The organism is Melioribacteraceae bacterium (assembly GCA_030584085.1).
Lineage (GTDB): Bacteria > Bacteroidota > Ignavibacteria > Ignavibacteriales > Melioribacteraceae > SURF-28.
This window is the reverse complement of sequence record CP129490.1, coordinates 3,545,685-3,558,787: the sequence shown is the minus strand read 5'-3', so window position 1 is coordinate 3,558,787 and position 13,103 is coordinate 3,545,685. Positions and strand designations below refer to the sequence as shown.

At 35.5% G+C, this 13,103-nt stretch carries 11 protein-coding genes; 5 read left to right on the top strand and 6 right to left on the bottom strand.

Translation table 11 applies throughout. From position 1 onward, the window contains the following. Positions 1–541 precede the first annotated feature (541 nt). Both QY331_15995 and QY331_15990 read left to right on the top strand, forming a co-directional pair. Positions 542–1,246, top strand: coding sequence for a PIG-L family deacetylase (locus QY331_15995; GenBank protein WKZ69464.1), 705 nt, complete (start codon positions 542–544; stop codon positions 1,244–1,246). 120 nt (positions 1,247–1,366) lie between these two features. Beyond that, a complete protein-coding gene (locus QY331_15990) occupies positions 1,367–4,582 on the top strand; it encodes a S41 family peptidase (GenBank protein ID WKZ69463.1) in 3,216 nt (1,071 codons plus the stop codon). Between the two features lie 130 nt (positions 4,583–4,712). Here the strand turns inward: QY331_15990 and QY331_15985 are convergent, their stop codons facing one another. The 5 genes from QY331_15985 to QY331_15965 all read right to left on the bottom strand — a co-directional run bounded on the left by QY331_15985 (position 4,713) and on the right by QY331_15965 (position 8,031). Further along, the gene (locus tag QY331_15985) at positions 4,713–4,922 is read right to left on the bottom strand and encodes a CopG family antitoxin (GenBank protein ID WKZ69462.1); all 210 of its coding nucleotides are present in this window, start codon (positions 4,920–4,922) and stop codon (positions 4,713–4,715) included. Beyond that, positions 4,923–5,213: a BrnT family toxin gene (locus tag QY331_15980; protein ID WKZ69461.1), complete on the bottom strand. Its 291-nt coding sequence runs from the start codon at positions 5,211–5,213 to the stop codon at positions 4,923–4,925. 197 nt (positions 5,214–5,410) lie between these two features. Continuing rightward, positions 5,411–6,358: an NmrA/HSCARG family protein gene (locus QY331_15975; protein ID WKZ69460.1), complete on the bottom strand. Its 948-nt coding sequence runs from the start codon at positions 6,356–6,358 to the stop codon at positions 5,411–5,413. 391 nt (positions 6,359–6,749) lie between these two features. Further along, complete coding sequence (locus QY331_15970; GenBank protein ID WKZ69459.1) at positions 6,750–7,031, bottom strand: DUF190 domain-containing protein; 282 nt, start codon at positions 7,029–7,031, stop codon at positions 6,750–6,752. Between the two features lie 7 nt (positions 7,032–7,038). Next, complete coding sequence (locus tag QY331_15965; GenBank protein ID WKZ69458.1) at positions 7,039–8,031, bottom strand: sodium-dependent bicarbonate transport family permease; 993 nt, start codon at positions 8,029–8,031, stop codon at positions 7,039–7,041. Positions 8,032–8,259: 228 nt separating this feature from the next. Between QY331_15965 and QY331_15960 the strand changes: the two genes are divergently transcribed. The 3 genes from QY331_15960 (at position 8,260) to QY331_15950 (ending at position 10,368) form a co-directional block, all read left to right on the top strand. After that, the gene (locus QY331_15960; GenBank protein ID WKZ69457.1) at positions 8,260–8,769 is read left to right on the top strand and encodes a Rieske 2Fe-2S domain-containing protein; all 510 of its coding nucleotides are present in this window, start codon (positions 8,260–8,262) and stop codon (positions 8,767–8,769) included. A 6-nt stretch (positions 8,770–8,775) separates the two neighbouring features. Next, complete coding sequence (locus tag QY331_15955) at positions 8,776–9,225, top strand: DUF1569 domain-containing protein (GenBank protein ID WKZ69456.1); 450 nt, start codon at positions 8,776–8,778, stop codon at positions 9,223–9,225. A 192-nt stretch (positions 9,226–9,417) separates the two neighbouring features. Further along, positions 9,418–10,368 carry a fatty acid desaturase gene (locus QY331_15950; protein ID WKZ69455.1) on the top strand — a complete coding sequence of 317 codons (951 nt, stop codon included), beginning with the start codon at positions 9,418–9,420 and terminating at the stop codon, positions 10,366–10,368. Between the two features lie 61 nt (positions 10,369–10,429). On the opposite strand, the gene QY331_15945 is transcribed toward QY331_15950, so the two are convergent. Continuing rightward, positions 10,430–13,051: a valine--tRNA ligase gene (locus QY331_15945; GenBank protein ID WKZ69454.1), complete on the bottom strand. Its 2,622-nt coding sequence runs from the start codon at positions 13,049–13,051 to the stop codon at positions 10,430–10,432. Positions 13,052–13,103 lie beyond the last annotated feature (52 nt).

Below are 13,103 nucleotides of genomic sequence, written 5' to 3'. Positions count from 1 at the left end.
CTTCCCCTCCTTCACAAGGAGGGGAACAGTGTGCTTTTGATTATTTGGATTTCTTAAATTTTTTTGATATCTGTTTTAAAACTTCTTCAATTCCGTAAATTACATCTTGGTTTTCAAATCTGATTACTTTTATTCCTAACGAATTTATATAAGCATCTCTACTCTTATCATATTTAATTTGTTCTTCTTGAAAATGAATTTCACCACCTAATTCAACTGCTAATTTTTCCGAAGGACAATAAAAATCAACAATATAGTCCCGATACTATGCTGTCTTCTGAATTTTCTGCCATCCAACTTGCTCTGTTTTAATTCCAACCATAATAAAATTTCAGCCTCGGTAGAATTATTTCTTAGTTGCTTTCGGTTTTCTTTCAAATATTTTTTATTATGGATCCTCATTTTCACTTAAATTAAAAAAACATTTTTAAAAAATCCCCTCCTTGAAAAGGAGGGGTCGCCGAAGGCGGGCTTGCCCGACGCAGGCGGGGGTGGTTGCCTTGGTTTTTCTTTTATATAAACCGTAATAACAGGAGACTCAATGAAAATATTATACATATATCCACACCCGGATGATGAATCATTCGGACCGGCACATGTAATGCACAAACAAATTAGAGAAGGTCATGAAGTTTATCTTCTCACATTAACAAAAGGCGGTGCAACAAAAAAACGTTTTGATCTCAATCTTTCAATTGAAGAAATGGGAGAAGTCCGTTACAAAGAAATGCTCTGTGTTGAAAAAACTCTGAAACTTACAGGCATGACGGTTTTGAATTTACCCGACAGCGGATTAAAAGAAATGGATCCTCGCGAAATTGAAAAAATTGTAGAAGAACATATTCACAAAATAAAACCGGATGTTGTCGCGACATACGCTGTTCACGGTATAAGCGGATTTCACGATCACTTAGTTTCTCATGCTGTTGTAAAAAGTGTTTTCTGCAGATTGAAAGAGACTGCCGGTTATCCGAAAAGATTTGCAATGGTAACGGTTGATGAACAAACATCAAAAGAAAGTCCGCACTTTAAATTAAACTTCTCAAAAGAAGAAGAGATTGACTGCATTGTTACCGTTGACGATCAAGATATGAAGGCTTTGCACGATGCACTCGATTGTTATGAATCATATAAATCCGTCATTGAACAATCCAATATAAAAGGATTGCTCAAAAAAGAGTCCGTATTCGAATTATTTCAAGAAAATTTTGATCCACCAATTACGGATTTGTTTGAAGGGCTTTAGTTGAATTATCTACCCAACTTTTCGAAGATGTTGGCGTCTAATAATTTCTAAAATAGCTACTTGTTTTCGTATCTTTAGAAATTCATTTATTAAATACCATTCAAACAAATTGGGGAGATCATGCAGAAGCTGAAACTTATCATTTCAATCTTAGTTTTAACATCATTTCTATTTGCTCAAGATTCACCTTTCGTTTTTAATCCTTCTTTAAACTCAGATGGATCAAAAATCGCTTTTTCTTATCAAGGTGATGTTTGGGTATCGGATGCTGATGGAAACAATGCGGTAAGATTAACAATTCACGAAGCATACGAGGGGAATCCGAAATGGAGTCCCGATAATTCTATGATCGCTTTTTCGAGTGACCGTTATGGTAACAATGATATTTTCGTAATTCCTTCAACCGGCGGAACTTCCAAACGACTTACATATCATTCGATCTCGGATGTGTTATCGGATTGGACTTCATCAAACGATTTAATTTTTACAACCAACAGAGAATTCAAACAAATTGAATGGAATAACGAAATCCAGGCAATTTCAGCAAACGGCGGAACGGAAAGAAGAATTCTTAATGCAGTTGGTGATATGGCGGTTATGAGTCCCGATTCAAGATTCATCGCTTATGTAAGAGGATACAGACCAACACGAGAAGCTTACACAGGTTCGGCAAATTATAATGTTTGGGTTTACGATACGAAGAATGACACACACAATAAACTCACCGATTTTGAAGGTCATGATTGGATGCCGCAGTGGGGTGATTCAAGAACTGTTTATTATATCAGCGCACAAAGCGGAATTTATAATGTACACAGATTAAAAATCGATGATAACGGTAAAGCCGTTGGAAGCAACGAACAGCTCACTAATTTTAAAGAAGACGGATTAAGATATTTATCTGTAAGCCGTGACGGATCAACCGCGACATTCTCACGTCAATCTGATATTTATGTAATGAAAACAAACGGCGGCACACCTCAAAAAGTTAATGTAAATATCTCAGCAGATTACAGATTTGATCCCGTTGAATACAAATCAGAAACTTCAGGCGCAAGTGAATATGCGGTTTCACCAAACGGAAAATTGATGGCATTTGTCGTTCGCGGTGATGTATTTATAAAAGAAGTTGATAAAGAAGAAAGTAAAAGTAAAAATCTTACAAACGATCCCGGTTCACGTGATCAAATGGTTACTTTCTTAAATGACTCTACTCTAATATTTGTAAGCGACAAATATGATCAAAATGATTTATTCATGATTCGTTCAGCCGAGGAAAAACAACCTAATCTTTTCAAATCGCTTAAGCATAAAATTGAAAGATTAACAAGCACCGATGGTGAAGAGAGAAATCCGGTAATTTCACCCGACTTAAAAAAGATTGCTTATGTTGTCGGAAGAGGAGAATTAATTGTTGCTGATATTTCCGCGGATGGAAAATTAAGTAATTCGAAAACTTTATTAGATGGATGGGATACACCGGGAAGTATTGCATGGAGTCCCGATAGCAAATGGTTAGCTTATCAACTTTCGGATCTCTATTTCAATTCTGAAATTTATATTCACGCGGTTGACGGAAGCAAAGATCCGGTTAATGTTAGTATGCATCCGAGAGGTGATTACAGTCCATTCTGGAGTAAAGACGGCTCAAAACTTGGTTTCTCTTCCGCCCGAAACAACAGCAACTATGATGTTTGGTTTACTTGGTTAAAGAAAGAAGATTTCGAAAAAACAAAAGATGATTGGAAAGAAAAAGATGACGATGGTGATAATAAAAAAGATAAAAAGAAAGGCGACGACAAAGATGAAAAGAAAGATGAAGTTGAACCGATTGTAATCGATTTTGAAAATATTCACAGAAGACTTACTCAAGTTACCTCGATGACAGGCGATGAAAGTAATTTTGTTATTTCAAATGACGGCGAAACTTTCTTATTTACCGGTGACAGCAAAACCGATAACGGAACCGATCTTTACAGTGTTAAATGGGATGGGAAAGATCTTAAAGTTGTTATGGGCGGCGGTAAAAGTCCGTCCGGATTTTATCTTGATCCCGAAGGTAAATACATGTATTTCATGAAACGCGGCGGATCGATCGGAAGATTTGATGTAGGCGCTTCAAAAGATGAATCACTTCCTTACAAAGCTGATCTTAAAGTTGATTACTATGCCGAACAAGATCAAGTATTTGATGAAGCTTGGCGCGCTCTCGATCTTAATTTCTACGATCCCGATTTTCACGGAAGAGATTTCGAAGCTCTAAAAAAGAAATATAAACCATGGGCAATGCGAACTTCCACCAAGCAGGATTTCCAAACAGTTTATAATGAAATGCTCGGACAAATTAACGCAAGTCATATGGGGTTGTACGGAGTTCCCGATAGAGCTGAAACTCAAAAAGATAGAACCGGTTTACTCGGAATTGAGATTGAACCAGTTGATGACGGTATAAAAGTTCTTCGTGTTGTTCCTAACACTCCGGCTGATAAAGAAAGAAGCAAACTATTTGTCGATGATGTAATAACTTCCGTTGACGGAAATAAAATTGATAACAAAGTTAACTTCTTCAGTTACTTTAATAACAAAGCAGATGAAAAAGTTCTTCTAACAGTAAAAGGAAAAGACGGTGAACGTGAAGTTGTTATTCGTCCGACTAATTCCGTTAACAACGATCTTTATGAAGAATGGGTTGATGATAGAAGAAAATTAACGGAAGAATATTCGAATGGAAGATTAGGTTACTTACATATACGAGGAATGAGCATGCCGAGTTTTGAAGTTTTCGAGCGTGAACTTACAGCAAGCGGTCTCGGTAAAGAAGGTATTGTGATTGATGTTAGATTTAACGGCGGAGGCTGGACAACAGATTACTTGATGACAATCTTAAATTACAAACAACATGCTTATACTATTCCTAGAGGCGCAGCTGAAGATTTAGAAAAAGAGAAAACTAAATTCCGTGATTATTATCCTCTCGGTGAAAGATTACCTTTCGCTGCTTGGATAAAACCTTCAATTGCATTGTGTAATCAAAACAGTTATTCTAATGCAGAAATTTTCTCACATGCATACAAACAATTAGGAATCGGTACATTGGTTGGAATTCCGACATTCGGTGCTGTTATTTCAACAGGTGCTCAAGGTTTGGTTGACGGATCATATGTAAGATTACCCGGTCGCGGTTGGTACGTAAAAGCAGATGATAAAAACATGGATTTTGTACCTGCAGTACCGGATATTATAATTGACGATGCTCCTGATTCAAAAGCTAAAGGTGATGATCCACAGCTTAGAGCTGCAGTTAATGAATTGTTGAAACAGATTGATGGGAAGTAATTTATTTTATTAAAGGGAAGGCGAAGATTGCCTTCCCTTAACTTCATATTTTCAATAAGCGACCAATATTTACCTCAACCCCCATTTTAAGATACATTAAGGCGCACCCTCTTAACTTAAGTGTGTTCATCTACTCCCATTTAATATTTGGCTTAATGTTTTTTTCTGCACAAGCTCTTAAATAAAGGTTCATCAAATTTTGATAAGGGATATCAGTCTCGGATGCCAATTCCTTAAAGTACTCAATGGTATCATTTTCAATTCGAATCGATATCTGCTTCTTTAACTTTTTTGTATAAGGATTTTTTTTTGAATTCGAAAAATCATATTCTTTCTTCATTTAATTCACCTCGTGATAATATTTGCTTTCAGATTTTGTTGCTTTTCTTGCTGAGATTAACCTAATAATTTCGTCATTCTCTCTGTACGTATGAACGACTACAAGAAGTCTTAATTTATTTGATAAACCCAAAATGATATAACGTTCTTCATCGCTCGAATGTTCATGATCTGATATTAATCGTGCATTTTCATCAAAAAATACTGATTTCGCTTCTTCAAAAGAGACTTTGTGCTTTTTAATATTTACACTGTTTTTAAGAGAATCCCATTGAAAACGAATTTTACTCATAATGCTAATATAATGATGATATAATTATATTTCAACATTCTTAAATAATAAATGCGGGGTAAAATTATATATAAGGAATAATAAGGGTTGCACAATTGTGTCTAATACTAACGAAGAGCAAAATTCAATAAAAAAAGGGGCTGTAGGAATAAGTGTAATGATAATTTTAACATTGTGACAGCCCCTAAAATTGTTTTTTAATCCAACGGTATTCTTTCTTTATATTTTGCAAGCCATGCATCGAATGTGAGAAGTTCGGGATTAAGCGAGCGGGATTCATCCAGATTTCTTGCAGAGCAATATTCAGCTTCAAAATCTCTTTTAAATTGGAACATGTTACCTAAGTCATCGGCACCCGGAAAACCGAAACCTCGATAAACTTCAGGTGAAACGGGATTGTATTTTATTGGCTTATTGAGAGCTTGACTCATAGCATCTGCCATTTGATAGCCCGTTAAATGTCCACCAGCAATTCCAACCGATTTGTTTACATACTTATCATAATTCTTAAAAATCCCGTATGCACATTTACCGATATCCTCCGCGGCAATTCCCGGTAATTTTTTATCATCCATCGGGAATGCAAAATAATAATTACCGTCGTCACCCTTTTTAGGACCCATACCAAAGTAAATAAAATTATCCCAGTAAAAAGATGTATTCAAATAAGTAGTAGGAACATTCGCTTCTTCAAAAAATTTATTTGATTCTCCTTTGGCATCATAGTGAGGGACTTTATATTTTCCGCCAAGTGTCGGCATTCTATCATCATCAAGCGGAATCCAATTTCTAGTATCTTCCAGAGTTGACCAAATCAAATGTTTAACCCCGGTATCCTTTGCCGCTTGGGCAAATATCTTAGCCTGATTTAATTCTTTTTCAGGTGAAAAATGTTCCCAGAAGAAAGTAACTGCAAACACTCCGTATGCACCTTTGAATGCATTTGTAATGATATTAGCATCATCAACATCAGCTTTTACAACTTCGGCTCCTTTATCGGTAAGAGCTTTCGCTTTATCGGAATTTACATCTCTCGTAATTGCTCTTACGGAAAACTCACTGTTTTTATCGGATAATATAGTGTTAGCTAATCCACCGCCTTGAGCCCCGGTAGCGCCAAGTACGGCAATTATCTTTTTATCCATTACTAACTCCTCTCTAAAAAATTTATATGATATTTTTTGCTTTGCAATATTACAGGTGAATATAATACATTTTGTCCTAATTAACAGAGAGAATCAAGCAATGAATTATTATTACTGCCTACAAACGAAAATTCATTTTCCCGTCCAATTCGAGTGAATGGCAATATTATAAATCTACGGTTGCAAAAAAGTGAATTCTATGGAAATTAAACAAATAACATAAATATTAGCGAAGTAGCATTCCTATTATTATAATTGAATGGGTCTGTTAATAAAAACTGAAGATCGGTGATTTGAAACAGCCGCTGCTGAATTGTCGGAACAGAATATTAATTAAGAGGACTAATTGATATTTGTAAGGTCATGCAATAAAATTGTCTCCATTTATTATTTACAACTCCATACTTACATCACTTACAAAAGCTTTTAACGAATAACGTTCTTTCAGTATTTTCAATTTTTCAATTATGGTTTTAATCTTTTCCTCATTGTCGATACACATAATTACATTTCTACGGTTCACTTCTGTTATTTCATCCTTTACCCGTTTACCATTTTTCCCTCTGCCTGCGGCATCTGCAATAACCGTATAGCCTAAAGCCTCACTGTCTTCAAGTATATCGATTACCTTATTTAACTCGTAGCTGCCAATTATTATCTCTAACTTTTTCATTTTATATTCACATAATATTTTGTAAAAAACCTGCGATCGAATAATAGAGTGGGATTCCGAAAACGATATTAAAAGGGAATGTAATCGCCAACGACATTGTAATATAATAAGAAGGATTAGCCGAAGGCAATGCTAATCGTACTGCAGCCGGTGCTGCAATATAGGATGCGCTTGCTGTTAAAACGGCAAAAAGTGTAACACTTCCAACAGTCAATCCTATTGCAGTTGCCAATATTGCACCAAGAATTCCATTAAAAATTGGCATTAAAAGCCCAAATAACCCAAGAGAAATTCCAACTTCTCTGAATTCATCGATTCGCTTTCCGGCAAGCATTCCCATTTCAAGCAAAAACAAAGTTAATATTCCCTGAAATGGTGAAACAAAAAAGTGTTCCGTAATTTCGTAGCCCTGTTCACCTGTTGTAAATCCAATTAACATGCTTCCGAATAGAAGAATAACGCTGCCGTTAAAAAGTGATTCGCGAATAACTTCATTTATATGAAATTGAGTTGATGCAGATTTCTTTTTTGTGAGATATGCAACAAGCAGTAAGGAGATGAAAATAGCAGGAGATTCCATTAATGCCATCATACCAACCATAAACCCGTCGTATATAACAATCTCTCTTTCTAAAAACGTGACGGCAGTAACAAATGTTATAACACTTACCGAACCGTAGTGAGCAGCAATTGCTCCGGCATTAATTGTATCAAGCTTATTTACTTTTTTTAATATTATAAAACTAATTAGAGGAATAAGAATACCGACAAATATCGTTATCCCGATTGAACTTAACAGACCAGGGCTCAAACCGCTATGTTCAATTTCGACTCCGCCTCTGAAACCGATAGCCATCATTAAATAGATTGATAATATTTTTGCTATCGATTCAGGTATCTTTAAATCGGATTTTATAATTGACGCAAAAAAACCTAGTATAAAAAATAATATTGCTGGTGATTTTATGTTGAGGAATGCATTCTGTAGTAACTCTAACAAAGTCAGCCTTTCTATATAGTTAAGGCAAATATAAAAAATGCAGAATTAAATGTAATACTCCTTTGTTTTTCAATAATCGGGTTTTATCGTAATTAAATTCATCTATTTTACAGAAAGTGGACTTGCATAAAATTATTCCTTGATGTTAAATCCCGCATTTCGTAAATAAGAGCTGCCGTCCTGTTATTGTTGTGTATCATAAATACATTAATTAATAGCGAGGCTAGTATGTTAACGGATATTGAATTGCATAAACTGGGCTGCGATATAAGCAGGCGTGATTTTATAAATAAATCTGCCAAGACAATTGGCGGTATAGCAGTCGGTTCTTTTGTTGTTACATTTATCAATGCATGTTCAGGCGATGATTCATCACCGACTTCACCAAACGGAAATGGTAACGGGGGCGGAACAGTTCAATTAACCGTAGATATATCATCGGCTCAAAATTCATCGCTTCAAACTGTTGGCGGGCTGCTCACACTTGGTGCAAATGATATTGATCCGCGGGGAATTTTTATTTACCGTCAAAGCGAATCTTCGGTCATTGCATTCAGCAGAGAGTGCACACATGAAAGATGCCAAGTCGGTTCCTTCGCTTCGAATAATATTGCAACATGCCCCTGTCATGGAAGCCAATATAATCAACTGGGTAATGTTGTAACCGGACCGGCAGCGTCATCGTTACGAAGATACACTGCAGTTTTAGAAGGGAATATTATTACAATCACTAGATAGGTCATAATGAATACAAAAATTGACGAGTTAATTAGTAAAATCGAAAAACTCGATGACAAAACCATACCGCAATGGGGAACAATGACCGCACAAAAAATGGTCGAGCATTTAATAAATACATTCAGAATATCTTCCGGCAAATTGGAAATAGAATGCTTCACGGAAGAAAGAAAACTTCCGATTCTAAAAAGATTTTTATCCAGCGATAAGGAATTGCCACGTGAGTTTAAGAGTCCGGCAAACGAATTAGTTCCGCAAGGATATCAATTTCAAACAATAGAAATTGCGAAGTCAAATCTATTAAAAGAAGTCGAAGATTATTATAAGTTTTTTGATAAGAAGCCGGATGCTAAATTGATAAACCCTACCTTCGGTGAATTAAATAGAGGAGAGTGGGAAAATTTTCATATCAAACATTTAACTCACCACCTCACACAATTTGGTTTACTCCCGTAGAGATTTAATTCATTAAATCTCTCACCCGAATAAGAGTACTCAAAAGGGATTTGTTATTTTAATTGCTTGAACTATAGCAGAGACTTGATGAACTTGTCCGCCTGTGGCGTGATCAAGTCTCTACTTTAGGTGAATACTTTTAGTAGAATTTTATATTTTTGTTTAAGGAAAAACTCCAACGGAGGAATGAATATGTCTCATCAAAAAGATTTTGTTTATTCCGATCAACCTGAACCTCATAAACAAAGAACAAGAGATATTCTAAAAGCACATCCCGAAGTAAGAGAATTAATTTCACGAACTCCAATGAGTGGTGTTATAATAATCGGAGTTGTTGCATTGCAGATTATTATTGCAATTTTATTAAGTGCACAAGCTTGGTGGATGGCTTTAATTACCGCATTTGTGATCGGTGCATTTGCTAATCACTCATTGTTTGTCTTAATTCACGAAGCAACTCACAATTTGATTTTTAAGAGCAGAACGCTAAACAAATTAATCGGAATTATTGCAGATTTGCCCAACATAGTCCCGAGCAGTATTTCATTTAGAACCTATCATTTGCAGCATCATTCACATCAAGGGGATTATAAACTTGATGCGGATCTGGCAAGTATGTGGGAAGCGAAATTAATCGGAAGTAATTTTTTTGGAAAAAGTTTGTGGTTATTGTTCTTCCCGGTATTTCAAGCGCTGCGTCCTCCAAGACTCAATATTAAATTTGCTGATGCGTGGACATTTATAAATTGGTTCTTCGTCTTCGCTTTTGATTTTGTAATAATTTACTTCTTCGGTTGGATTTCATTTCTCTATTTAGTTTTTTCATTTTTCTTTTCAATCGGATTTCATCCGCTTGGCGCCAGATGGATACAAGAACATTTTCTTACATATCCACCGCAGGAAACATATAGTTATTATGGTCCGTTAAACATTCTTGCTTTGAATGTTGGTTATCATAACGAACATCATGATTTTCCATCAATTCCTTGGAACAAGTTACCTAAGCTGAGAGAAATTGCTCCGGAATTTTATAATAATTTGCATTATCACAAATCATGGTTCTTATTATGGTTGAGGTGGTTGTTTGATCCTAAGTTATCTCTTTATTCAAGAATGGCGAGGAAGGTGAGCGCAGCGTCTTAAATCTTCGATAATATTTTAAAGCAAGAATTAGCAAGCTTACTAATTCTTGCTGTTTATAAAACTATTTTAAATCTTCCAAAATTTTCTTCAGTTTTTCTATTGATTCAGACCAGTCATGTTGTTTTGCTTTTTCTTTTTCAACAACATCGACCGGAGCATTGTTTACAAATTTTTCGTTAGATAGTTTTTTTGAAACCGAATTAAACAATCCTTCCAAACGAGAAATTTCCTTTTCTATTCTTTGACGTTCAACATCGAGATCAATTAATCCTTCCAAAGGAATATAAATATCGCATCCTTTAACAACCGATGAAGCACTTGCTTTTGGTTTTTCAATATTTGCACCAACGTTCAAGTTATTTACTTTAACTAATGATTTTATGTAACGCTTTTGAACTTCTGTAATTTTATCGGCTTTTAAGTAAATGTCAATTTGTTTTGACGGAGCAATGTTCATCTCCCCACGAATATTTCTGATTGCGTTTACTACACTTTGCATAAATTCAATCTCTTCTTCGGCAGTTCTATCAATTTTACTTTCATCTGCTTCGGGGAAATTTGAAGTCGAGATACTTTCACCCTCTTTTCTTTCCCCTAGTAATTGCCAAATTTCTTCAGTTATATAAGGCATCATCGGATGAAGTAATTTCATCATTTCGGCAAATAGATTTATTGAACGTGTTAATACAGCAGATTTAATTTCTTTATCATCGGAATAGATTCTGTTCTTGGACATTTCAAGGTACCAATCACAGAAATCATTCCAAATAAATCCATAAATAATTTTATGTGCACCATTGATATCAAATTTATCTAGCGCGGATTTGTATGATTTTATTGTGCTATTAAAACGTGATTCAATCCACTTATCAGAAAAATCAATGTGTTTATTGATTAGAGATTCATCAAGTTCAATATCTTGTGTATTCATTAATAAGAAGCGAGCCGCGTTCCAAATTTTGTTAGCAAAGTTTCTTCCAATTTCACATTTATCGGTTGAGAAGAGTACATCTTGTCCAAGCGGAGCAATATAGTTTATCGTAAATCGTAAAGCATCGGCACCGTATTGATCAATAACTTCGAGCGGATCTGGAGAATTGCCGAGTGACTTGCTCATCTTTCTTCCTTTTTCGTCACGAATGATACTTGTGAAGTAAACATCCTTAAAAGGAATATCGTTTTTAAAATGCATTCCGGCCATTATCATTCTGGCAACCCAAAAGAAAATTATATCGGGTCCGGTAACAAGTAAGTTGGTCGGATAGTAATAATTTTGATCTCGTTCATTTGTAAAAACATCTTGTGCCCAAATCCAACTTGAAGCCCAAGTATCTAGTACATCTTCATCTTGAATCCAATTTTCAATGTCCTTGGGTGGATTAACTTCGCAATAAATTTCTTTTGTTTCTTTGTGATACCAAACCGGAATTCGATGTCCCCAATAAAGTTGACGTGATATACACCAATCTTTTATGTTTTCCATCCAGTGTTTGTAAGTTTTTATCCAATGGTTTGGATGGAAATTAACTTTGCCGTCATCGACTACATTTAAAGCCGCTGCTGAAAGTTCGTCCATTTTCATGAACCATTGTTCGGAAAGATAAGGTTCGATCGGTACACCGCCCCGTTCTGAATAACCGACATTGTTTGTGTAGTCTTCAATCTTTTCAAGTAGACCGAGTTCCTCAAATTTAGCAACAACTCTTTTTCGCACTTCGTATCTATCAAGATTACGTAAATCATCAGGAACATTATTATTGGTTGTAGCGTCTTCATTAAAGATGTTAATCATTTCAAGATTATGTCGCTGACCCATTTCGTAATCATTTATATCATGAGCGGGAGTTACTTTTACAACACCGGTTCCAAATTCTTTATCGACATATTCGTCTGCAAAAATCGGTATTTCTCTTCCTACAATTGGAAGAATAACTTTCTTTCCGATCAAATCTTTATAACGTTCATCGCTTGGATTAACAGCAACCCCGGTATCACCAAGCATTGTTTCGGGACGGGTTGTTGCGACAACAAGTTTAATATCGCTATCCTTAACCGGATATTGGAAATACCAAAGTTTTCCGTTTACTTGTCTGAAAATTACTTCTTCATCGGAGATTGCTGATTTAGATGCGGGATCCCAATTTACCATTCTATAACCACGATAAATCAATCCTTGCTTATATAGTTTTACAAATGCTTCAATTACTTTTTTGTGGTAATGATTATCCATTGTAAAACGTTCACGTTCCCAATCGCAGCTTACACCAAGTTTTTTTAATTGCTTGATAATAATACCGCCGTACTTTTCAGTCCACTCCCAGCAATGTTTTAAGAATTCCTCACGACTAAGCGAATGTTTATCAATTCCTTTTTCTTTTAAGAAGTTTACAACTTTAGTTTCGGTTGCAATTGAAGCATGATCCATTCCCGGAACCCAGCAAGCGTTGTAACCAAGCATTCTTTTGTAACGAACAAAAACATCTTGGATTGTATTATTTAAAACGTGACCGAGTGTTAGCATTCCGGTTACATTCGGGGGGGGAATTACAACAGTATAGGGTTCTTTTGATTCATCAACTTCCGAATGATATAATTTGTGATCTTCCCAATACTTAAACCATTTGTCTTCAACTTCACTCGGATTATATGCTTTTGGGATATCGGATAAATTCTTAACCTTCATTTCTTGCCTTTATTCTGAAAAAATTGAAAGGACAAATATAAGGAAATTTGTG